The organism is Nesterenkonia alba DSM 19423, assembly GCF_000421745.1.
In the GTDB taxonomy this organism is placed as follows: domain Bacteria; phylum Actinomycetota; class Actinomycetes; order Actinomycetales; family Micrococcaceae; genus Nesterenkonia; species Nesterenkonia alba.
The window spans coordinates 23,355-46,317 of the sequence record NZ_ATXP01000002.1 but is presented as its reverse complement, the minus strand read 5'-3'; the positions used below and the strand labels follow the sequence as shown (position 1 = coordinate 46,317).

The 22,963-nt window shown below is 65.7% G+C and carries 19 protein-coding genes and 1 pseudogene; 16 read left to right on the top strand and 4 right to left on the bottom strand.

The features are described from left to right. Positions 1-103 precede the first annotated feature (103 nt). Positions 104-1,735, bottom strand: coding sequence for a solute symporter family protein (locus H578_RS0101940; protein ID WP_022872026.1), 1,632 nt, complete (start codon positions 1,733-1,735; stop codon positions 104-106). 143 nt (positions 1,736-1,878) lie between these two features. Next, a pseudogene (locus H578_RS12555) lies at positions 1,879-2,211 on the bottom strand (DUF485 domain-containing protein); the annotation flags it as partial. Between the two features lie 162 nt (positions 2,212-2,373). Between H578_RS12555 and H578_RS12550 the strand changes: the two are divergent. The 4 genes from H578_RS12550 to H578_RS0101915 are packed head-to-tail and all read left to right on the top strand — an operon-like array spanning position 2,374 to position 5,882. After that, positions 2,374-3,201 (top strand): histidine kinase, encoded by an 828-nt coding sequence (locus H578_RS12550; protein ID WP_022872024.1) that lies wholly within the window; start codon positions 2,374-2,376, stop codon positions 3,199-3,201. After that, a complete protein-coding gene (locus tag H578_RS0101925) occupies positions 3,198-3,944 on the top strand; it encodes a LytR/AlgR family response regulator transcription factor (protein WP_022872023.1) in 747 nt (248 codons plus the stop codon). Before H578_RS12550 ends, H578_RS0101925 begins: the two co-directional genes overlap by 4 nt. Then, a complete protein-coding gene (locus H578_RS0101920; RefSeq protein WP_022872022.1) occupies positions 3,941-4,387 on the top strand; it encodes a hypothetical protein in 447 nt (148 codons plus the stop codon). The genes H578_RS0101925 and H578_RS0101920 overlap by 4 nt, the downstream gene beginning before the upstream one ends. Beyond that, positions 4,344-5,882: a sodium/solute symporter gene (locus tag H578_RS0101915; RefSeq protein ID WP_084709811.1), complete on the top strand. Its 1,539-nt coding sequence runs from the start codon at positions 4,344-4,346 to the stop codon at positions 5,880-5,882. Before H578_RS0101920 ends, H578_RS0101915 begins: the two co-directional genes overlap by 44 nt. Positions 5,883-6,058: 176 nt before the next feature. Here H578_RS0101915 and H578_RS0101910 read toward each other — a convergent pair whose 3' ends face one another. Then, the gene (locus H578_RS0101910) at positions 6,059-6,556 is read right to left on the bottom strand and encodes a GNAT family N-acetyltransferase (protein WP_022872020.1); all 498 of its coding nucleotides are present in this window, start codon (positions 6,554-6,556) and stop codon (positions 6,059-6,061) included. Between the two features lie 148 nt (positions 6,557-6,704). On the opposite strand from H578_RS0101910, the gene dxr reads away from it, so the two are divergent. Genes dxr through H578_RS0101890 form a run of 4 tightly spaced genes read left to right on the top strand, consistent with a single transcriptional unit; the run spans position 6,705 to position 11,489 of the window. Beyond that, positions 6,705-7,922, top strand: a complete 1,218-nt coding sequence (gene dxr / locus H578_RS0101905) for a 1-deoxy-D-xylulose-5-phosphate reductoisomerase (RefSeq protein ID WP_022872019.1) — start codon at positions 6,705-6,707, stop codon at positions 7,920-7,922. Continuing rightward, positions 7,919-9,421: a M50 family metallopeptidase gene (locus H578_RS0101900; RefSeq protein WP_022872018.1), complete on the top strand. Its 1,503-nt coding sequence runs from the start codon at positions 7,919-7,921 to the stop codon at positions 9,419-9,421. The genes dxr and H578_RS0101900 overlap by 4 nt, the downstream gene beginning before the upstream one ends. Before the next feature lie 27 nt (positions 9,422-9,448). After that, a complete protein-coding gene (ispG, locus tag H578_RS0101895; protein ID WP_022872017.1) occupies positions 9,449-10,624 on the top strand; it encodes a flavodoxin-dependent (E)-4-hydroxy-3-methylbut-2-enyl-diphosphate synthase in 1,176 nt (391 codons plus the stop codon). After that, positions 10,599-11,489, top strand: a complete 891-nt coding sequence (locus H578_RS0101890) for a GNAT family N-acetyltransferase (protein WP_022872016.1) — start codon at positions 10,599-10,601, stop codon at positions 11,487-11,489. The genes ispG and H578_RS0101890 overlap by 26 nt, the downstream gene beginning before the upstream one ends. 67 nt (positions 11,490-11,556) lie before the next feature. Here H578_RS0101890 and H578_RS0101885 read toward each other — a convergent pair whose 3' ends face one another. Next, a complete protein-coding gene (locus H578_RS0101885) occupies positions 11,557-12,492 on the bottom strand; it encodes a hypothetical protein (RefSeq protein WP_156837173.1) in 936 nt (311 codons plus the stop codon). A 399-nt stretch (positions 12,493-12,891) separates the two neighbouring features. On the opposite strand from H578_RS0101885, the gene H578_RS15370 reads away from it, so the two are divergent. From H578_RS15370 to infB, 8 genes are all read left to right on the top strand, one after another. Continuing rightward, entirely contained in the window at positions 12,892-13,614 is a 723-nt protein-coding gene (locus tag H578_RS15370; RefSeq protein WP_022872014.1) for an RNA polymerase sigma factor, read from the top strand. Beyond that, the gene (locus H578_RS16105; protein WP_022872013.1) at positions 13,611-15,047 is read left to right on the top strand and encodes a serine/threonine-protein kinase; all 1,437 of its coding nucleotides are present in this window, start codon (positions 13,611-13,613) and stop codon (positions 15,045-15,047) included. The genes H578_RS15370 and H578_RS16105 overlap by 4 nt, the downstream gene beginning before the upstream one ends. A 68-nt stretch (positions 15,048-15,115) precedes the next feature. After that, positions 15,116-16,039, top strand: coding sequence for a hypothetical protein (locus H578_RS15830; RefSeq protein WP_156837172.1), 924 nt, complete (start codon positions 15,116-15,118; stop codon positions 16,037-16,039). A 20-nt stretch (positions 16,040-16,059) separates the two neighbouring features. After that, the gene (locus H578_RS0101865; RefSeq protein WP_022872011.1) at positions 16,060-17,928 is read left to right on the top strand and encodes a proline--tRNA ligase; all 1,869 of its coding nucleotides are present in this window, start codon (positions 16,060-16,062) and stop codon (positions 17,926-17,928) included. Positions 17,929-18,014: 86 nt separating this feature from the next. After that, on the top strand, positions 18,015-18,569 hold the full coding sequence (locus tag H578_RS12540; RefSeq protein WP_022872010.1) for a ribosome maturation factor RimP: 555 nt from the start codon (positions 18,015-18,017) through the stop codon (positions 18,567-18,569). Between the two features lie 81 nt (positions 18,570-18,650). Further along, entirely contained in the window at positions 18,651-19,622 is a 972-nt protein-coding gene (nusA, locus tag H578_RS0101855; RefSeq protein ID WP_022872009.1) for a transcription termination factor NusA, read from the top strand. Positions 19,623-19,729: 107 nt separating this feature from the next. Then, positions 19,730-20,005: a YlxR family protein gene (locus H578_RS12535; protein WP_051130743.1), complete on the top strand. Its 276-nt coding sequence runs from the start codon at positions 19,730-19,732 to the stop codon at positions 20,003-20,005. A gap of 157 nt (positions 20,006-20,162) precedes the next feature. Then, positions 20,163-22,946: a translation initiation factor IF-2 gene (gene infB, locus H578_RS0101845; RefSeq protein WP_022872008.1), complete on the top strand. Its 2,784-nt coding sequence runs from the start codon at positions 20,163-20,165 to the stop codon at positions 22,944-22,946. The last annotated feature ends 17 nt before the right edge of the window (positions 22,947-22,963 follow it).

The following is a 22,963-nucleotide window of genomic DNA, read 5'->3' as shown; positions in this document are numbered from 1 at the left end:
GGTCACTCACCGCTGTGAACACCGCTGAGGAAACAGTGAAGGGCCCCTCCTGCTGGAGAGGCCCTTCACTGTTTCTACCGTGTTGTCCCGCTGCCGGGGCAGCTCAGTGCTGTACGGGTTTCTCCGCGCCCACTCCAGTCATCGAGCGGACTTCCATCTCAGCCTGCTTGACCGGGTCCTCATCATCAGCTGAGGTGATCGATCCCAACCAGCCCAGCAAGAACGCCAGCGGGATGGAGACCAGACCCGGGTTGGTCAGCGGGTAGAGCGCAAGGTCCACATCGGGGAAGAAGGACTCCTCGCTGCCCCACACCACCGGGGAGAAGAAGATCAGCAGCAGTGCTGAGGACAGTCCCCCGTACATCGACCACAGGGCTCCGCGGGTGGTGAACCGGCGCCAGAACAGCGAGTACAGGATTGTCGGCAGGTTCGCGCTAGCGGCCACGGCGAAGGCCAGAGCCACCAAGAACGCCACGTTCTGCCCCTGGGCGCCGATGCCACCGAGGATGGCCAGGATTCCCACCACGATCACGGTGTAGCGGCCGGCACGCATCTCGCCCTTGGAATCCAGTTTGCCCTTCTTAATGACCTCGCCGTAGACATCGTGGGCGAAGCTGGCCGAGGCGGTGATCGTCAGTCCGGCGACCACCGCCAAGATGGTGGCGAAGGCCACAGCAGCGATCACTCCCAGCAGGAGAGTCCCGCCCAGCTCGTAGGCCAGCAGAGGTGCCGCCGCGTTCTGTCCGCCCGGGGCGCTGAGGATGGTCTCCTGATCCAACAGTGCTGCCGCCCCGTACCCCAGGACCAGAGTGAAGAGGTAGAACGCACCGATGAGCACAATGGCGAACACCACGGACTTCCGGGCGTCCTTAGCGGTGGGCACCGTGTAGAACCGAATGAGCACGTGCGGCAGGGCTGCAGTACCCAGTACCAGGGCGATCCCCAGGGAGACGAAGTCCATCTGGGTGTAGAAGTCCAGACCATACTGCATACCGGGTTCGAGGACAGCGTCCCCAGCGGGGTGCCGGTCGGCGGCGTCGCCGAGCAGGGCGGAGAAGTTAAATCCGGACAGGGCCAGCACCCACACCGTCATGGCCCCGGCACCGAGGATGAGCATGGTCGCTTTGATGATCTGCACCCAGGTGGTGCCCTTCATCCCGCCGATGAACACGTAGACGATCATCAAAGAGCCGACGACGGCGATCACCAGTGACTGCCCGATCCACGAGTCCACGCCAATGAGCAGAGCCACTAGACCGCCAGCGCCGGACATCTGCGGCAGGAGGTAGAACACACAGACGCAGAGGGTGGAGATGGCCGCGGCAATGCGCACAGGCCGTTGCTTCAACCGGAAGCTGAGCACATCGGCCATGGTGAATTTGCCGGTGTTGCGCATCAGCTCGGCGACCAGCAGCAGAGCTACCAGCCAGCCCACCAGGAATCCGATGGAGTAGAGGAACCCGTCGTAGCCATAGATGGCGATGGCTCCCACCACGCCTAAGAAGCTCGCCGCAGACAGGAAGTCCCCGGCGATGGCGGTACCGTTCTGGGTCCCGGAGAACCCGCGGCCGCCGGCGTAGAAATCCGCGGCGGTCTTGGTGTTCCGGGATGCCCGGATGACGAAGTACAGCGTCACGCAGACGAACAACAGGAAGATCCCGATGTTCGCCCACGGGCTACCCACTTCAGTGGAGAGGGTTTCTTCCTCGGCCAGAATCACAGCGGCAGTGGTCATCGCACGGCCTCCTTCGCCTCAGCGGCCTCATCGACGTAGGGGTTAGCGGCGGCACTGGTTTCCACATCGGATTCCTGCTGTGCCTGGGCCTGCGCAGTGACGACCTCATCGGGGGTCTCGTCGGGAAGTCCGACGCCGGCAGCCTCGAGTTCCTCACGGATCACCGAGGATTTGGGGTCCAGCCGGTTATTGGTGAACCACACATACAGCCCGGTGATGGCGAAGGTGGTCACGAACTGGGCGAGCCCGAAGGCGACCCCGAGGTTGATATTGCCCAGCACCGGGATCGCGAAGAGGTCTGGACGGAATGCCCCCAGAACCACGTAGGTGAGGTACCAGATGAGGAAGAAAACTGTCATCGGGAAGACAAAACTGCGGTGTGTCCGCCGCAGGGTGCGGAATGCGTCGCGGGCCTGGACACTGCGGTAATCCACCGGTGCGGCCGCGGTATCGGTCGAACTCATTGGTTCCTCCATTCGAGTCTCGATCGATGCGGATATGACGTGACGTAGAACACGTTGCCTGAGGGCACGGGGAAATGTGGAGTGGATCACGTGGCGATGGGGATAAGTGGTACCAAGGATGCGCCGAACGGTCACCGGGGGCTCGTAAGACGCTCCGCTGCCTAGGATGAACGCATGGAGGAACTCAGCCCGGCGGTCGTCGTTCTGGTGGTGATCGTCGTCGTGCTGACCGGGATCGTCCTGCTGGTGGGCTTCCAACGTGCCCCGCGCGCCGGGCAGGATGACGATCAACAGCATGTCAGCCGGCAGGCCAGTTCCTCCACAGGCGACGACGACGTCGACTACCGCCAGTTAGCCGAGCAGACACGCCGGCAACTGGTAGAGGCTGAGCTGCGCACCCTGCGGGCCCAGATCTCCCCGCACTTCATCTACAACAGTCTCAACGCGATTGCCGCCACGATCCCCGCCGACCCGGTGCGGGCTCGGGAGCTGGTCATCGATTTCGCCGACTTCACCCGATACAGTCTGCGGGCCGAAGGGGATTTCACCACATTGGAGGAGGAACTGGCCGCTGTGGAACGGTACGTTCTGCTGGAGAAAGCCCGGTTCGAAGACCGGGTCAACGTCCAGTTGGAGATCGCCCCGGAGGTGCTCAGCCTGCGGATCCCGTTCCTGGCCGTCCAACCCCTGGTGGAAAACGCGGTGCGCCACGGTGCCGACTCAGACTCCGGCTACGCCCAGGTGCGGCTGACCGCTCGGGATGAGGGAACCCATGCGGTGATCGCGGTGGAAGATGAAGGCCCCGGGGCGGATCCGGAGCACATGGAACGAGTCCTGGCAGGCGCGGCGGCCAGTTCCCACATTGGCTTGCGGAATGTCGATCTACGCCTGCGCCAAGCCTACGGACCGCAGAACGGGCTGCGCATTGAGACCGCGCCCTCTGCCGGGATGCGGGTTTCTATGCGGGTGCCGAAGTTCCAGCAAGAGAGGAGCGCCGCGTGACACAGCAGGGTGTGGATGTGCTCGTTGTCGACGACGAACCGCCGGCCATCGCGCAGATGCAGTGGCTACTCAGCCAGGAACCTCTGGCCCGACGAGTGCATACCGCAGCGAATGTGGCACAGGCCAAACATGTGCTGGACACCGAAGCGATCGACGTCGTGCTGTTGGATATCCACATGCCACGGCAGAGCGGTTTGGAACTAGCCCGTGAACTCTCCGCCCGGACACGCGCCGGGGGGCCGCAGATTATCTTCATCACCGCCGACGCCCAGCCGGCAGTGGAAGCCTTTGAACTGCAGGCCCGGGACTATCTGCTCAAACCAGTGCGCGCCAGCCGATTAGCCGAGGCGCTGCGGCGGGCGGCAGAGCACGTCATCCCGCGCGAGGGCGTCCCCCAGGGGCCGCCGCGGGTCTCCGTGCTCACCGGGGATGTTGCCGTCTTAGTGGAGATCCCCACCATCCGCTGGGTACAGGCTCAAGGGGATTACGCCCGCCTGCACACCGCCGAGAACTCCTACTTGCTGAGGATCCCCCTGGCCGAGCTGGAGGAACAGTGGCAGAGCTACGGGTTCGTGCGGGTACACCGGTCTTTCGTGGTCAACCTGCACCACGTTCGCCGCGTGTTGACCCGGCAGGGGCGGATGACCTTGCAGCTGAAGGACACCGAACTGCCGGTCAGTCGGCGGCTGATGCCGCACGTTCGGGAACGGCTTGAAGCCCACCTGGGCAAGGGGCTGGCATGAGCGGCCAACCACACGGGGGTCAGGCCGCCGGAGCACCGCAGCGGTCAGCTCAGTCGCAAAAACAACCGGCCCACGCACCGGCGGCGCAGCGGGTGGTGGTGCGGGGCCCGCAGATCGCCCCCAGTGGGGAGGAAGCACTGCTGGACCCGCGGGAAGGTTTCATCCGTCCCGGAGCGGGCGCAGCAGAGGAACTGGACCCGGGGATCCAGAGGCTCATCACCGCGAAGCTGCGCCTGGCCTTGCGGATCGGGGCGGGGTTCTTCGCCCTGGTCATCCTGGTCTACTTCACCTTGACGTTCACCCTGACGGGCGGACCGTGGACCTGGATCATCCCGGGGCTGGTGCTCTACCCGCTGATGATCGCCGCCGGGTGGTTTTACTTACGCCGCATCCTCGCCTATGACCGTCGTTACGCCGAGCAACGGGGCAACCACCGTGGGTGAAAGCATCCGTCAGGCTCTGGGGGACTCACTGAACAACGGCGCCGGTGCGGTGCTCATGGCGGTGGTGCTCGTGGCTGCGACCACCCTGCTGGTCAGCAGTTACGGGCTGAGACTCTCCCGCAGCACGGGGGACTTCTATGTCGCCTCCCGCCGGGTCTCCCCGCGGATGAACGCCTCTGCTGTGGCCGGAGAGTACATCTCTGCGGCGAGCTTCCTGGGAGTGGCCGGACTCATCCTGGTGGAAGGCACCTATGGACTGTGGTTCCCTGTGGGCTACACCGCAGGGTTTTTGACCATGCTGTTGTTCGTTGCCGGACCGCTGCGCCGTTCCGGGGCGTACACGGTGCCGGACTTCGTCACCCTACGGTTCGGATCGCCTCGTTTGCGGGTACTGACTGTGCTGATTGTGGTCCTCACCGGCTGGCTCTACATTGTGCCGCAGCTGCACGGGGCCTCACTGGCCCTGAGCACCACTGCAGGGTTGGGTGAATGGGTGGGCCCAGTCGCCGTCGTGCTGGTGGTCCTGGCCATGGTGCTGCCCGGCGGGATGCGCTCGGTCACCCTGGCCCAGGCGATCCAGTACTGGATCAAACTCTGCGCTCTGCTCATCCCGCTGGTGTTCATCCTGTTGCGCCTGGGCACCGTGGAGCCCACAGCAGCCCCGGACTTCTCGGCGGTCTGGACGGAGACCAGCGCCGACGGTACCGACTTCTACCGCACCGTCTCCCTGGTGCTGGCCCTGATGCTGGGCACGATCGGCCTACCCCACGTGCTGGTGCGCTTCTACACCAACCCCGACGGCGACGCCGCCCGCCGCACCACCTTTCTGCTGTTGGGGTTGCTCTCGGCCTTCTACGTGCTGCCGGTGACCCTGGGGGTCATTGCCCGGGCGGTCTTCACCGGAGCCGAACGTGAGGCCCACGCACCGGATACCGCGCTGTTGCGTCTGCCCGGTGCGCTCTTCGACGGTGCAGCAGGCGACCTGCTCACCGCCGTGGTGGCAGGAGGTGCCTTTGCGGCGTTTCTCTCCACCGCCTCTGGGCTGGTGGTGTCAGTCTCCGGGGTGCTGTCCCAGGAGTTCTTCGGCGGCACGGTGCGGGGGTTCCGGATTGGGGCGGTGTTGGCGGTGGCGCTCCCCTTGGCGATCGCCATGGCCACGTCCCATGTGGCACTGGCCGGTGCGGTGGCCATGGTGTTTACCTTCACCGCCTCAGCGATGGCGCCGCTGTTGCTGCTGGGCATCTGGTGGGCTCAGGTGACCGCCCGGGGAGCTTTCGCGGGTATGGTCACGGGTGCGGCGGCGTCGTTGGTCTCTCTGACGGCCGGACTCGTGCTGGGGGAGGGGAGCCCCGGCTCGGTGGTGCTGTTGTACCCGGCGGCCTGGTGTGTGCCGTTGGCCTTCGCCGCGGCGGTGCTGGTCAGTCGGTTCGGCGCCGGTCACCCTCCGGCCGGGACTGCCGTCACCCTGGCGCGATTGCACCTGCCGGAGAGATAGGCCCGGCACTGTGTTCACCGCGCCTTTGGTGAAACGCAGCGGCATATATCCCGCGGTGATTCACCAAAGCCGCGGTGGTGGGCCGGCCCGGCTGGTGGCGCGGGGGCCGGTGCAGTTGGTGGATCAGTGCGGTCGGAGAGGGGCGGTGCGGTCGGTGGTGCGGTGGGCCGGTGCGCTCAGGCGGTCTCCGGTGAAACAGCCTCGCCATCTAAGCGGAGGATCTTTTCGGTGACGACTTCAGCCCGGGCATTGGAGAAGACTTGTTCCTCTCCGACCTCCCGGAATCCACGGGTGGTCAGAATCTTCAACGAGCCAAGGTTATCGGTGACCACCCGGGCGGTCAGCGGACGGGGGGTGAACTCGGCAAGGAACTGGTCGATCGCCGTGGTGGTGATGCCCTGACCCCAGAACTGCTTATCGGTGAAAAACATGATCTCGTGGGCGTCCTCGTCGCGGAACACGGCGATGGAACCGGCCGGCTGGCCATCGACGTCGATGGTGCGCACCAGGGAGTTCTCATCTCCGAGGATCTCCCCCCAGTGGTGATCGAAGATGCTGCGGTCTTTGGGGTTGGTGGGAGCGAAACCGGCCATGTGGGCGGCATCGGCGTCCTGCTGGAACCGGAAGAACTGGTCCAGGTCGGAGGCGGTGACATCCCGCAGCGTGATCTTCATCGGTGCTCCTTACTCGGCTGCGCCGTGCTGTACAGAGGTGTGTTCTGCAGCACGTGTTCGGGCTGTGTCTCCAGCGTACCGCGTCACGTGGCAAAGGCTTTCCCGCCGGGGTTCGCCGCCGAGCGCGGTTGACTGGATAATGGGGCCCATGGCTGAGACGACTCCGCGGCGCGTGGCGATCCTGGGTTCCACCGGATCCATCGGCACCCAGGCCCTGGAGGTCATCGCCTCCCACCCGGGTCAGTTCGAGGTCGTCGCGCTCTGCGCCGGCCGCAATGCCGCACTGCTGGCCGAACAGGTCCGCCGCTTCACCCCCCAGATGGTCGGCATCCGCCAGTCTGGCGCAGAAGCCACTCTCCGCGAGCGCATCGCCGACGACGTCGCCCTCTTCACCGGAGATGAGGCTGCTGAGCGGATCGCTGCCGAGTCGGGAGCCGACGTCGTGCTCAATGCGATGACCGGTTCCATTGGGCTCAGACCCACTTTGGCGGCCCTGAGTGCCGGTGCCACCCTCGCGCTGGCGAATAAAGAGTCACTGGTGGTCGGCGGTGCCTTGGTGGCCGCCGCCACGCAGCGTCCGGGGCAGGTGGTTCCAGTGGACTCTGAACATTCGGCCCTGGCTCAGGCGCTGGCTTCCGGCCGGCACGAGCGCGGACTGTGCGCCCCCACACTCACCGGGCACAGTGAGGTCCGCCGACTGGTCCTGACCGCATCCGGGGGGCCGTTCCGCGGCTGGGGGTCAGAAGCGCTAGCCACTGTCACCCCGGAACAGGCGCTGAAACACCCGAACTTCGCGATGGGGCTGATGGTGACGACCAATTCGGCCACCCTGGTCAATAAGGCCCTGGAGGTGATCGAGGCGCACCTGCTGTTCGATGTGCCGTTGCGCGATATCGACACGGTGATCCACCCGCAGCAGTACATCCACTCGCTGGTGGAGTTCCACGACGGCTCGACGATCGCTCAGGCCGGACCCCCACGGATGCTGGTGCCCATCGCCCTGGGCTTGTCTTGGCCGCAGCGGCTTCCGGCGGTGGACACCCCGATCGACTGGACGCACCCGATGAGCTGGGACTTCGAACCGTTGGACCACAGTGCCTTCCCCGCCGTCCAGCTCGCCAAAGAGGCCGCAGCCTCGTCAGCGACCCATATGGCCGTTTACAACGCCGCCAATGAGCAGGCCGTGGAAGCCTTCCACGCCGGCCGGCTGCCCTTCACCGGGATCCTCCGGCTGATCGAAGAGGTGCTGGGAGCCCACAATGGGGTGCCCGCGGACCAGGCGAACCTGGAGGCAGTGCTGGAGGCCGAGACCTGGGCGCGGAACACCGCCGAGCGTCTCATGGCCGGCGAGCAGGTGGTCGCATGACCGGCGCGGTGCTGGCGTTGCTGGGGATCCTCATCATCGCGGTAGGAATTGCGGTGTCCATCGCGCTGCATGAGATCGGTCACCTGGTGCCGGCCAAGCTCTTCAAAGTGCGGGTCACTCAGTACATGGTCGGCTTCGGCCCCACGATGTGGTCCAAAACCAAAGGGGAGACGGAATACGGGATCAAAGCGATTCCCCTGGGCGGGTATATCGCCATGATCGGCATGTACCCACCTCCGGAGGAGAAATCTGCCGACGACGCCGACCCCTCGGCTGAGCAGCCACAGGCACCACCGCAGGATCCGTACCTGCAGCAGATCGGGGCTCAATACGCGCCGGACTCGCATACCGGGGAGCGCACCGGTGCTCAGGACCCCACAGTAGGGAAGCACGACGCCGCCAGCTCGCCTCGGACTGTGGCCTCCCACTCCACGGGGATCTTTCAGCAGATGTCGGCCGAGGCGCGCGAGGTCGCCGCCGAGGAACTGCAGCCTGGCGACGAAGATCGGATGTTCTACCGGCTGGCCACGTGGAAGAAAATCATCGTGATGCTCGGTGGTCCGGCGATGAACGGTCTGCTGGCCCTGTTGCTCACCGCAGGGACGATCTCAGTGCACGGGATGAACACCACCACCACCCGGGTCGCCGAGGTCTTCGAGTGCGTCATCAGTGTGGAGGAGGCCGAAGCCGGCCGTGAGGAGTGCACTGAGGATGACCCCGCCGGCCCCGCATACCAAGCCGGTCTGCGCCCCGGAGATGAGATTGTCGCTTTCGCCGGGCAGCCGGTGGATGACTGGGAGGAGCTCACCGAGCTGATCCGGGATTCCGCCGGACAGCCCACGGAAGTGGTGTACCTGCGCAACGGGGAAGAGCACACCGCCAGCCTGACTCCCATTGAGACCGAACGTCCACGGGTTGATGCTCTGGGCCGCGTTGAGCGCGACGCCGAGGGGCAGCTCGTCACCGAGCCGGTGGGGTTCATCGGTATGGGGGCGGATCAAGAACTGCAGCGTCAACCTCCGTGGGAGGCGGGCCCGCTGGTGTGGGAACAGACCAAGGCTGTTGCCGGCGTCGTCGTCACCCTTCCGGCACGGATGTATGACGTGGCCGTGTCGACGTTTACCTCAGCCGAACGAGACCCGGAAGGGCCCATGTCCGTGGTGGGGGTTGGCCGGGTAGCCGGGGAGATCTCTGCTTACGAGGAGATCCCGCTGGAGTCGCGCTTCGCCACGCTGATGTCCCTGGTGGCGGGAGTCAATGTGGCGCTGATGGTGTTTAACCTCATTCCGCTGCTGCCGCTGGACGGTGGGCACGTGGCAGGGGCGCTGTATGAGAGTATGCGCCGCCGTCTGGCCAAGCTCTTCGGCCGCCCGGACCCCGGACCCGTGGACATCTCCAAGCTGCTGCCGCTGACCTATGTGGTGGCGGTGCTGATGATCGGCATGGGTGTGATGCTCATCTTTGCCGACATCGTGAATCCGATACGCCTGCTCGAATAGCCCGCCACGGCGGCGTACCATGGGAGCATGACTGCCATTGATCTCGGCATGCCCACGGTCAAGGAACCGCCGCCGGTGCTCGCCCCGCGGCGTAAGACCCGCAACTTCTACGTTGGTGACGTCGGCGTCGGCAGCGACCACCCCATCTCGGTGCAGTCGATGACCACCACCAAAACCCACGACATCAACGCCACCCTGCAGCAGATTGCTGAGCTGACAGCTTCCGGCTGTGACATCGTCCGGGTGGCCTGCCCCACGGATAAAGACGCCGCTGCGTTGCCGATCATCGCGCAGAAGTCCCAGATCCCGGTGATCGCCGATATCCACTTCCAGCCCAAATACGTCTACGCCGCCATCGAGGCCGGCTGCGGTGCGGTCCGGGTCAACCCCGGTAATATCCGCAAATTCGATGACCAGGTCGGTGAGATCGCCAAAATGGCCTCCGACCACGGGGTCAGCTTGCGTATCGGGGTCAACGCAGGGTCTCTGGACAAGCGGCTGATGGACAAATACGGCAAAGCCACCCCCGAGGCACTGGTGGAGTCCGCCGTGTGGGAAGCGTCACTGTTCGAAGAGCACGACTTCCACGACTTCAAGATTTCGGTGAAGCACCACGACCCGGTCATCATGGTTCAGGCCTATGAGATGCTCGCCGAACGCGGTGACTGGCCTCTGCACCTGGGGGTGACCGAGGCCGGCCCCGCGTTCCAGGGCACCATCAAGTCCGCCACCGCTTTCGGCGCCTTGCTGTCTAAGGGCATCGGAGACACCATTCGTGTGAGCCTTTCGGCCCCACCGGCCGAAGAAGTCAAAGTCGGCAACCAGCTTCTCGAATCCCTGAACCTGCGGCCGCGAAAGCTGGAGATTGTCTCCTGCCCGAGCTGTGGCCGTGCTCAGGTGGATGTCTACACACTGGCCGAGGAAGTCACCGCCGGGCTGGAAGGGATGGAAGTCCCCCTGCGCGTGGCCGTCATGGGCTGTGTGGTCAATGGACCCGGGGAGGCGCGCGACGCTGACCTGGGTGTCGCCTCCGGCAACGGAAAGGGTCAGATCTTCGTCAAGGGCGAGGTCATCAAGACGGTGCCTGAGGATCAGATCGTCGAAACACTCATCGATGAGGCCAACCGGCTCGCCGAGGAGATGGGGCTCGACCCCGAGGGAGAGGACGCCCCCGCCGGTGCCCCTGTGGTCTCCGTCAGCTGACCCCGTCTCCAAAGTTGCCCGCGCTACTGACGGTGCGGTGCGGATTCTCACCGCCGAAGACACTCCGGCGCTGCAGCGGGTCCTTGACGCTGACCCGGTCGCCAATGTCTCCGCCGCCGCAGCGGTGAACTCCCGCGGCACGGCAGCGCCCGCCGGTGGCCGTAACGGGTCCTTAGTCCTCGGAGTCGACGCCGGGGAGTCCCTTGCCTCTGCCTGCTGGGTGGGCTCCAACATCATCCCGCTGGGAGCCGACGCCGAGGCGGGGCGGCTTTACGGGCAGGCGGTGCGCGCCTTGCGGCGGAGAGTTTCATCCATCTATGGGCGAGCGGAGCCGGTGCTAAGTCTGTTCGAGGCCACCGGCTGGCGGCGCTATCGCGACATCCGGGATCACCAGCCGCTGATGGTCATGGAGCAAACGTCCGACGTCGTACCCCTCTCCGGTGTTCGTCGCGCCACGGAGGCTGAGTTTCCTGCCGTGGAGAAGGCTTGTGCGGCGATGTTCACCGAAGAGCTCGGGTTCTCCCCCTACACGCAGGGCACCGCCCAGTACCGGGACCGGATCCGTCGCCTCATCCGGGATGGGCATGCGCTCATCGCCGTGGACCCTGAGACTCGGCAGATCATCTTCAAAGCAGAGTTCGGTGCGGTGACCGAGCAGGTGGTGCAAGTCCAGGGAGTGTGGGTTCCGCCGGCCTGGCGGGGGCGGGGGCTCGCTGAGCCGGGTATGGCTGCGGTGGTGCGCTACGGACTGGGGTTGGCGCCGTGCGTGAGCCTCTACGTCAACGGCTACAACACCCCGGCGGTGCGCACCTACCGGCGGGTCGGGTTCCGTGAGGTGGGTACCTACGCCACTGTGCTGTTCTGACTGTCCCTATCCTGCATAACCGTATGAACTACGCATGAGGTTATAGCCCTATGCGGAGTTCATGGGGTTATGCAGAAACGCTCCGGCCGGGGAGGGGCCCATGGCTGGGCGAGGCGGCCTCACGGCGCGGCACACCGGCACGCTCCAGCTTTCGTCGCAGGCGGTCCGGCTTCAGCAGATCCTCCCAGTACATCCTCACCACCCGCCGACCGGTGCTGCGGATATCGTCCTCTCGGAGCTTTTCCTGGCGCAGCATCTCTCGCCCGCCCTCCTGGTATTTGGCCCAACCGTCAAACTCCCCGACGATGCGCCCCTCCTCCCACTCGAAATCCAACCGGTACCTTCGTCCGTCCACCTCCAGAGAGGTCTGCAACTGGGGAGCCGTGAATCCCAACTGATGAAACAACGCCCGCGCCAGAGACTCGCCAGGCGATTCGGAGACCGGGGTCGCAAACGCCAGAGCCTGCTCCCACCGATAGCGGGAGGGTCGCTTCCAGCGAAACAGCTCAGCCGCTGACCGCAGATCCTCAAGGCTGACTGCAGGGTGTTGGCTTGTGCCTCTCAGGGCGGCGTCGAGCACCACCACGCTTTCGGTGAACGCCATATGCGGCACGGTATCCGCCAGCGCAAAACACAGGGGTTCCACCATGACCTCCCCGCTTGCCGTGTGCACAGAGCACGACGACGGCCATTCCGCTCCACGACCCAGCACCACGTATTCGGTGCCGAACCCCCGAAGGGCGTGCTCGGTCACCGACTCAATTCCACGCTCGGCAGCCTGCCTGGTGAACTCGCTGGTACTGAGACCACCGGTCATGGGCGGCTGCGGGACAGTCCGGGCGTGTCCGCGGGTTTTGGCGCGTACGTGCACATTCTGTGGCACCTTCACCAGGGGGAGGTCCCAGACGTACAGGGCTGTTTCGCGGCACAACACTGCCTCGGGCAGCTTCTGCGCCACAGCCTCTGCGGTCAGCCCGAAGCGTTGCATGGGATATGCCTGCATCCACGACTGTGTCTGCGTATAGACACCGCGCCTGATCCGGATGAGGTGGCCCTGGCGCACGCCTCGTCCTAGGCGGTGAGCCGTATGAGTTCCGTCTTCTCTGGGGTGGCTCAGGATGAGTTCTGGGGCCGCGGATCCAGCTGAAACGCTCATGCCTCCTATCGTGGACAAGGTCCGAAAGTTCTGCAGGCGATTTCCACAGCCCCACCACCGTTCAATTCCGCATACCTCTATGAACCCTGCATAGGGCTATAGCGTCATGCACGGTTCATAGAGGTATGCGGAAGGCGGGTGGGCCCGGACGGTGGTCGGTTCGCGCTGGCCGCGGCGCCTCAGGTCCGCGGTGCCCGCGAAAGCATGCGGGTGGGTGGGTCTCCGGCGCCTGTATAGACTTCAAGAGTGTCTGAGGATCTGAAGGAGACGCTGCACCAGGCGTTGCGTGCTGGCGACCAGCGTCAGGCGCGCCGACTCACCCAGCAGACGGTTGAGTCCGGGGAGTACGACGACGCCCTGCGCCTGCTTGCCCAATCCGCACCTGAGCAGCCGTGGGCCGCGGAGTTGCTCATCGAAGCGCTGGATGCCTCCGGGGTAGTGCGCCGTTTCGCCCGGGCGGCGCTGGTGGATCAGGCAGCCGTCGACGACGTCGCCCAGGACGCGTTGATCTCCGTCGCCTCCTCGATCAGTTCCTATGACGGTCGCGGCAAAGTCACCACCTGGGTGCACAGCATTGTCCGGCGCCGGGTGGTGGATCATCTGCGCCGGCAGCGGTCCACCGCACCGCTGAGTGAGGATGTGGGGGAGGCGGTGCGCATGAGCTCGATGATCGCCACCCGCGCCACAGTCCAGGAGGCGCTTGCCTCTTTGCCGGAGTTGTACCGGGAGCCCGTTGTCCTCCGCGACATGGAAGGCCGCAGTTACGCCGAGATCGCTGAACGCCTCGGCCGCGCCCAGGGCACCGTGAAGGCCCAGATCAGCCGGGGTAGGGCCATGGTGGCCGCACATCTGAGAGAGGATGCCGTGGACGACGACCAGGCCAGCCGCGGTCGGATGCCTGATGCGCCTTCGCCCGGGAGCGCCCAGCCCAGCAGCCCCGCCACACGCCGGGGTGGGATCACCCCGTGACCGAGCAGCTGGGCCGGTACCGGCTCGAGGAGGTCATCGGCGTGGGCTCATTCGCCACAGTGCATCGGGCCGTCGACGAGGTGCTCGATGACACGGTGGTCGTCAAGATCCTCGCGGAGAATCACAGCCTCAACCCGGAGATCCGCGAACGTTTCCTCACCGAGGGTCGGACGCTGCGCAGGGTGGACAGCCCCGGGGTGGTCAGCATCCACGACATCGGCGAATCGGACCGCCAGCAGCCTTACTTGGTGCTGCAGTACGCCGACCGTGGCACTCTCGCTGAGCGCCTTCGCCGCCTGTGGGACAGCGGGTGGCGTGCACGGCCCGAAGACCTGCTGGCACTTGCCCGACCGCTGGCCGAGGCGGTCTCTGCCGTGCATCGGGCTCAGCTCGTACACCGGGACCTCAGCCCGGGGAATCTGTTACTTACTACGGATGCTTCTGCCCTGGACAGCACAACGGAGCACCCATCGAGGGAGCACCAACCGGCTGAGCACCAGTGGCCAGCACATCAGCGCCCAGGGGACAGTATCGATCCTGATGATCGCGCCCCCGGCAGCACAGCGTACGACGACGCCCCCGCGCCCCAGACGGGAACCTTGGGGGAGCCGCGGCTCATCCGGCGCGGAGAACGGCTGCTGCTGGCGGACCTCGGCATGTGCAAGGACCTGGCCATGAACTCGGGCCTGACGGTCTCTGGTGGTACGGCGGGCTTCCGGCCCCCCGAGCAGAGCGCCCCTGGGCTGGTCGATACCCGAGCGGATATCTGGGCGATGTCTGCGGTGTTGCGCTGGGCGGGGCGGGATGCTGAGGTGCCTGAGGCCTTCCACACGGCGATCGCCCGCGGTATGCACCCGGACCCTGGACAGCGGCAGCCCGACGCCGCCACCTGGCTTCAGGAGATCGACCACGCCCTGAGTCCACCGCCTCCACGCACCGCAGCACCGCCGACCCCGGGTGCCAGCACCCCAGCCCACACCGCATCACCCGGGGCAGCCGGCCCCTCACCCCAGCGGGGAGGAGCAGCAGCTGGGAGCGTACCGGGCGGGGGAGCGCACAACCCGCCCCGCCCCAGGTCCCGCGCGCTGCGTGTGGTGGTGCTCGCCGGCGTCGTCGTTCTCGCTCTCAGTGTGGGGTTGGTCGCCGGATTGTTCGTCCCCGATCAGGGCTCCCCGCCGGAGCAGGCCGATGGTGCCAGCGTCTCCATCGATGGGCCGGAAGAGCTCACCGTAGGGGAGGAAGCTGTGTTCACCGCGGAGACCGAGGACGTCGAATCCTGGGTCTGGGTGCTGCCCACCGGGGATTACATCGCCACGGACCCGGATGTCACGCTCACACCGAGCGCACCGGGGCAGGCTCAGATCACTTTGCGCGGCCAGGCCCCTGACGGTACCGAACTGGAGACCACCCACACTTTCCGTGTCACGGAGTGACGGTCGACTCCGCTTCACCCGGCGAGTGCACCCCGGCCACAGCAGATCCGGCCCCGATACTGGTGGGGATGAAAACCTCCCGTGCCGCCCTGGTGCTCAGCTGTACCGCCGCCGTGTTGCTGACCGCCTGTGGCCCCGAACCTCAGCAGGCACCCGAGGAGATCAGCGGCGGCCCCGCTGGGCAGGTTGAGGACATGGCCGTCACCGCTCCGGACCCCACCGGTGAGCAGCTGAGCCACGAGGAACTGCGCAGCGCCTTGGAGTCCCATACCTCCGGAGACATCACTGACACCGATGACTACTGGGAACACCAGCGTGAGCTCAACACCGAGCTACAGCGGCTCAGCGTCGACCCGCCGCAGTGCAAACACCATGTGGTTTCCTCGGCGTTACCGGTGCCCACCTCCGCTCTGGCGGCCTTCGCCGTGGCGGAGACCACTGAGACCCACGCCTACACCTTCCCTGATGCTTCGGCCGCCCAGGGGCATCTGCGCAATGAGGAGCAAGGGCTTGGCTCCTGCAGCGAGTACACCGTCACCCGTGATGTTGACGGGCAGCAGACTGATTCGACCACGCAGATCGAAGAGGTCGAACTGCACACCGGTGCGGAGCAGGGGATCGCGCTCCAGCGGGAAGTCCAGACCGAAGGCAGCGAGTACGCGGTGGCGGTGATGCTCCGCCAGGGCGCGCAGATCGTGGCCGTGATCGCGGAGCAAGAGGCGAGTCTTTCCGATGAGGAGGCCGCCGACGTCGTCGTCGATCTTCAAGTTCAAGCGGCGGCGATCCTCAGTGAGTTAACCGGCGAGGAGATCACCGTGCCCGAACCGGAGGACGATGAGGAGAACGACGACGACGCCGACGCCGCCGATGACACTGACACGGACAGTGAAGACGGCAGCGACGAAGACAGCCAGGCCGACGGCGATACGAACACCGAAGACGAGTCGGACAGCGACGAGCCTGCAGACGACGACGCCGACGCCGCCGAGTAGTCCCGACTAGACTCACCCTCATGACCGTTCGACTCTCCCACCTCTTTTTGCGCACCCTCCGTGAGGCCCCCGCCGACGCCGACGTCGCCAGTCACCAGCTGCTCATCCGCGCCGGGTACATCCGCCCCGCTGCAGCCGGTATCTACTCCTGGTTGCCATTGGGTCTGCGTGTGCTGCGCCGCATCGAGCACATCGTGCGTGAAGAGATGGACGCCATCGGCGCACAGGAGGTCCACTTCCCGGCCCTGCTGCCCAAGGAGCCCTACCAGGCCACAGGCCGTTGGGAGGAATACGGGGACAACATCTTCCGGGTGCCCGACCGCAAGGCTGAACTCATCGAGTACACCGACGCAGAGGGCCAGACCCGCCAGGTCCGGGTGCCGAACTATCTGTTGGCTCCCACCCACGAGGAGGCCTTCACCCAGCTGGTCAAGGACATCGCCGGTAGCTACAAGGATCTGCCGCTGAACCTCTACCAGATTCAGACTAAGTACCGGGATGAGGCTCGCCCCCGGGCCGGGCTGCTGCGCGGCCGCGAGTTCATCATGAAGGACTCCTACAGCTTCTGTCTCACTGATGAGGACCAGCAGGCCGCCTACGATGCCCACCGGGCGGCCTATCTGCGGATCTTCGAGCGCCTCGGGCTGCCGGCAGTCCCGGTCTCTGCTCAGTCTGGAGCCATGGGTGGTTCCGCCTCTGAGGAGTTCCTCCACCCCAGCGACGTCGGTGAAGACACCTTCGTGGAATCTCCCGGGGGGTATCGCGCCAATGTGGAGGCGGTCACCACTGCGCCGCCGGAGCCGATTCCCTACGACGACGCCCCCGCCGCTGAAGTCCACCACACCCCTGGTACGGACACCATTGAGACGCTTGTCGCCGCGGCGAACGCTGACCACCCGCGTGAGGACCGTCTCTGGACCGCCGCGGACACCCTGAAGAACGTGGTCGTCGCCGCCACCACTCCGGATGGAGAACGGAAGCTGGCGGTCATCGCCGTACCCGGGGACCGTGATGTGGATCTCAAGCGGGCCGAGGCGACGATCGGAGAGAAGATCGGGGTGGCCGGTGAACTGCAGCTGGAAGCCGCCACCGAGGAGGATCTCAAGGCCAACCCCGGTCTGGTACGTGGGTACATTGGCCCCGGTCTCCGGCTCGATGAGCCCCAACTGGGCGCCACCGGTGAGGTTGCATCTGTCACCGGGATTCCTTACCTGGTGGATCCGCGGATCGTTCCGGGTACCCGCTGGATCACCGGCGCCAACCGGGCCGATCACCACGTCTTCGGGCTCGTGGCCGGGCGTGACTTCACCTGGGATGACACCATCGAGTCGGTGGTGGTCCGCGACGGCGACCCCGCCCCGGACGGCTCCGGTCCGTTGGTGACCCGGCGGGGCATTGAGATGGGCCACATCTTCATGCTCGGAACCCGGTACGCCGAGGCGCTGGGCTTGCAGGTCCTTGACGCCAACGGCACGCTGCAGACCGTCACCATGGGGTCCTACGGTTTCGGGATTACCCGGGCCCTGGCGGCCCTGGTGGAGGCCAACCACGACGACCGCGGGATCATCTGGCCCGGTAACGTGGCGCCGGCGGATGTGCACCTGGTGGCCACCGGTAAAGGCACTGAGGTCTACGACTACGCCGATCGTCTCGCCGCGGAGCTGGAAGCCGCCGGGGTCAGCGTGATCTACGACGACCGGCCGAAGGTCTCACCGGGGGTGAAGTTCGGTGACGCCGAGTTGCTGGGGGTGCCGAGTATCGTCGTCGTCGGACGGGGGCTGCCGGAGGGTCGCATCGAGCTGAAGGACCGTCGGAGCGGGGAGGTCACCGACCTCGACGCCGGCAACGCAGTGGGTCCGATCGCTGAACGCGTCGCCTCGCTGCGCTGACACTGCGGTGACGCTGGTGCGCTGACCTGACTCTGCCGGAGATCGCCGGACTCGATCCGCCCCGGTCAGCCGGTCATAATGGGAACATGGCTGTTCCACCGCGTGCGACCTCTGACCGACGCTTCACCGACCCGCGAGCCGAGCAGCTCGCTGAGCTTGTCGAACCCACGGTGACCGCCCACGGGCTTTTTCTGGAGGAGATCCAGATCCAGACTAGTGGGGCACGTACGGTGCTGCGCGTCGTCGTCGACTACTACTCCGGTACGGAGAACGTCAGCCTCGATACGCTCGGCGGGCTCTCCGAGGCACTGAACGTCACCCTGGACAATCACGCCGAGGAACCACCCCTGGCTCAGCTGGACACCTACGAGCTGGAGGTCTCCACCCCTGGGGCTACCCGTCCGCTCACTGAGCCGCGGCATTTTCGGCGCAACCTGGGCCGCACCCTGGAGCTGACCCCGGTGGCCGGCTCGGAGCTGACCGCCACCCTGCGTGCCGTGGATGAGACAGGTATCACCGTCCAGGAGGTCAAGCCGCCGCCGAAGAAGGGAATGAAGCCCAAAGTGGGGCCGGACACACACATCAGCTTTGATTCCATCGCTCGGGCGCGCGTCCAGGTAGAGTTTTCCCACAACGATTGAGGGCGTGCACCTGCGCGTCCGGACCATCCGCCGCAGCTGACCTGCGGCAGAAGCCCAGAGCCGGGATTTGCGGAGGCACAAGTGGATATCGACATGAGCGCGCTGAGGATGCTCGTCAACGAGCGGGACATCCCCCTGGAGAAACTCATGCCTGCCATTGAGCAGGCCCTCGTGCTGGCGTACCACAAGAGCCCCGGCGCGTTGCCGCAGGCGCGGGCAGAGATCGATCCTGACTCCGGTCACGTCACCATCTGGGCCAAAGAACTCGACGAAGAGGGCAATCCCATCGGTGAGTTCGACGACACGCCCAAGAATTTCGGTCGGGTGGCCGCTGCCACGGCTCGGCAGGTCATTATGCAGCGCATCCGTGACGCTGAGGACGACGCCGTGCTCGGCGAGTTCAAAGGTAAAGAGGGGGAGCTGGTCTCCGGAGTCGTCCAGCAGGGTCGCCACCCGGAGATGGTCCAGGTTGATGTGGGGGGAGTGGAAGCCGTGCTGCCCCCGCAGGAGCAGGTCCCGGGGGAGAGCTACACCCATGGCACCCGGCTGCGGGCGTTCGTCGTCGATGTGCACCGCGGTTTTAAGGGGCCCTCGATCACTCTGTCCCGGTCCCACCCCGGGCTGGTGAAGAAGCTCTTTGCCCACGAAGTCCCGGAGATCGCCGATGGCACCGTGGAGATCACGTCCATCGCGCGTGAGGCCGGCCACCGCACCAAGATTGCGGTGCGGGGCACACAGCCGGGCATCAACGCCAAGGGTGCCTGCATTGGGGCCATGGGGTCCCGGGTGCGGGCAGTCATGACCGAGCTCAATGACGAGAAGATCGACATCATTGACCACGACGACGACCCGGCAGTCTTCATTGGCAACGCCCTCTCTCCGGCGAAGGTGAGTTCTGTCACCGTCTTGGATGAGAACACGCGCTCCGCCCGTGCGGTGGTCCCGGAGTATCAGCTCTCCCTGGCGATCGGCAAAGAGGGGCAGAACGCGCGGTTGGCGGCGAAGCTGACCGGTTGGCGCATCGACATCGCCGCTGAAGCCGGAGGCTCGTGATGTTAAAGACGATGACTTCAGCTCTCCGCGACAGGGCCGCGGAGGCCGTCGCGTCCCCGAGGCGAGTGGGGTATACCCCTTGCCGGGATCAGCACTGCTAGACTCGTATGGTCCCTATTCGGACCTGTATCGGCTGCCGCCGGCAGGCTGAGCAGGATGACGTCGTCCGATTCGCTCTGGACGGTGACGAGGTTCGCCTCGACGCCGGCCGGTCCATGCCGGGCCGGGGAGCCTGGCTCCACCCGGAGCGGGAGTGCTTCGAGACCGCCCTGAAGCGGAAGGCCTTTCACCGGGCATTCCGCCGCCAGGTCAGCACCGAGGCGCTGGATTTCGACGACGTCGCCCACATGTCCACGACACGAAAGCGGGTTGGAAAGAGATGAACACCCGATGAGCACCGACGGATGAGCGCCCAGCGATGACACACCTGAGCAGATCCGTCATGGACCCAAGCACGTTCAACGGCCTGGTTCGATGAACTGCTGAAGACAGCTCCGCTGATCTTCAGCGGAGCATCGTGCGGGCCAGACAAGGAGAAAAGTGGCCAAGGCCCGCGTACATGAGATTGCCAAAGAGATTGGCATCACCTCGAAAGAAGCACTCGCCAAGCTCCAGGAGATGGGCGAGTTCGTGAAATCCCCCTCCTCGACGGTAGAGCCGCCCGTGGCGAAGAAGCTGCGTGCCGCGTTCCCGCAGCAGGAGCAGAAGGAATCTAGTAACGGCACTGCCTCTGGGACCACCACGCAGAAGAAGACCCCGGCCAAGCCGGGGCCGAAGCCGGCACCGAAGAAACCTGCCGCCCCGCAGGCGGAGAAATCCGCTGCGCCAGAGACCAACTCGGCTGCTGAGCCGGGTCCTGCTGAGTCGACCTCGTCCGGTCAGGCCTCCGCTGAGTCGAAGCCGGCATCTGCTGCTCAGGACGCTGAGGGCTCCCAGGAGGGCACCGCCGACAAGGCAAGCCAGCAGGACTCCGGTGACGCTAAGCCGCCGTCGAAACCGGCTCCGAAGCCTGGTGCGGCTCGCCCGGCGCCCCGTTCCGGCGGCAACAACCCGTTTGGTGTCTCCGGCGGCAAGCCCGCGCCCCGTCCGGCTCCGCGCCCTGGCGGTCCCCGGCCGGGTAATAACCCCTTCGCCCCGCAGCAGGGTATGCGCTCCGGTGAGCGCGGTGGGGGTCCGCGTCCCCGCGGTGGCGGTCAGGCAGCACCCCGCCCGGGTCAGCGTCCCGGTGCCTCGGCGCCAGGCCGTCCCGGTCCGCGCCCAGGAGCGCCGAAACCTTCGATGATGCCCGGGCAGACCCCGGCACCCGGTGGCCCTCCCGGCCGTGGACGTCCCGGTGGTGCTCCGCCGGCTGGCGGCCCGCCGCGTGGTCGTGGTGGCCGTGGTCGCGGTGGTGCCGCCGGTGCTTTCGGCCGCGGCGGGTCCAAGTCCAAGGCCCGCAAGTCCAAGCGCGCCAAGCGCCAGGAGCTGGAGCAGAAGCACACCCGTGAGATCGGTGGTGTGCGCGTCCCCAAGGGTGATGGCAGCACGGTGGTGCGGCTGCGCCGCGGCTCCTCCCTGGGTGACTTCGCCGAGAAGATCAATGCTGAGCCGGCTGCGCTCATTACCGTGCTGATGAAGCTGGGGGAGATGGCCACGGCCAACCAGTCCCTGGACGAGGAGACCTTCCAGCTGCTCGGTGAAGAGCTCGGCTACAAGGTGGAGATCGTCTCTCCCGAGGACGAAGACCGCGAGCTGCTCGAATCCTTCGACATCAATTTGGAGGAGGAAGAGGCTGCCGAGGCAGACGAGGACCTCGCTCCCCGTGCTCCGGTGGTGACTGTGATGGGTCACGTCGACCACGGTAAGACGCGCCTGCTGGACGCCATCCGCAACTCCAATGTCACTGAAGGTGAGCACGGCGGTATCACCCAGCACATCGGTGCCTACCAGGTGGAGGTCCCCCACGAAGGGGAGAACCGGAAGCTGACCTTCATCGACACCCCCGGTCACGAGGCGTTCACCGCCATGCGTGCCCGTGGGGCCAAGGTCACCGACATCGCAGTGCTCGTAGTCGCCGCCGACGACGGCGTGATGCCTCAGACCATTGAGGCACTTAACCACGCCAAGGCAGCCGGTGTTCCGGTCGTCGTCGCGGTCAACAAGATCGACAAGGAGGGCGCAGCCCCGGATAAGATCCGCGGCCAGCTCACCGAGTACGAGCTCATCCCCGAGGAATACGGCGGGGACACGATGTTCGTGGACGTCTCCGCGCGGAACAACCAGAACATCGACGAGCTGCTTGAGGCAGTCCTGCTGACCTCGGATGCTGCCCTGGAGCTGCGTGCCAACCCGAGCAAGGAGGCACGTGGTGTGGCCATCGAGGCCAACCTGGACAAGGGTCGCGGTCCTGTGGCCACTGTGCTGGTGCAGACCGGTACGCTCCGGGTCGGGGACAACATGGTCTGCGGCACCGCTTTCGGCCGTGTGCGCGCCATGTTCGATGAGAACGGTGAGTCGGTTGAGGAAGCCACACCATCGCGTCCGGTCCAGGTGCTGGGTCTGTCCACGGTTCCTCGGGCCGGCGACAGCTTCCTGGTCACCGGTGATGACCGCACCGCCCGGCAGATCGCGGAGAAGCGTGAGGCCGCCGAACGCAACGCGATGCTGGCCAAGCGGCGCAAGCGCATCACTCTGGAGGACTTCGACCAGGCGGTCGCCGAGGGCAAGATCGACACCCTGAACCTCATCCTCAAGGGCGATGTCTCCGGTGCCGTGGAAGCCCTGGAAGACGCGCTGCTGAAGATCGATGTCGGCGATGAGGTCCAGCTGCGGGTCATCCACCGCGGTGTGGGTGCCATCACCCAGAACGACGTCAACCTGGCGACGGTGGACAACGCCGTCATCATCGGGTTCAACGTTCGGCCTGCCGAACGGGTCACCGAACTGGCCGAACGCGAAGGCGTTGACATGCGGTTCTACTCGGTGATCTACGCCGCCATCGATGACATTGAGCAGGCACTGAAGGGCATGCTCAAACCGGAGTACGAAGAGGTCGAACTCGGCTCCGCGGAGGTCCGCGAGGTCTTCCGCTCGTCGAAGTTCGGCAACATTGCCGGGTGTATCGTGCGTTCCGGCCTCATCCGCCGCAACGCCAAGGCTCGGCTGGTACGCGACGGCAATGTGGTCTCCGACAACCTCGCTATCGAGTCGCTGCGACGGTTCAAGGACGACGCCACCGAGGTCCGTGAGGGCTTCGAGTGCGGTATCGGCCTGGGCTCGTTCAACGACATCCGCGAAGGCGATGTCATCGAAACCTGGGAGATGCGCGAAATCCCGCGCAGCTGAGCAGTGCTGGTCCCGCG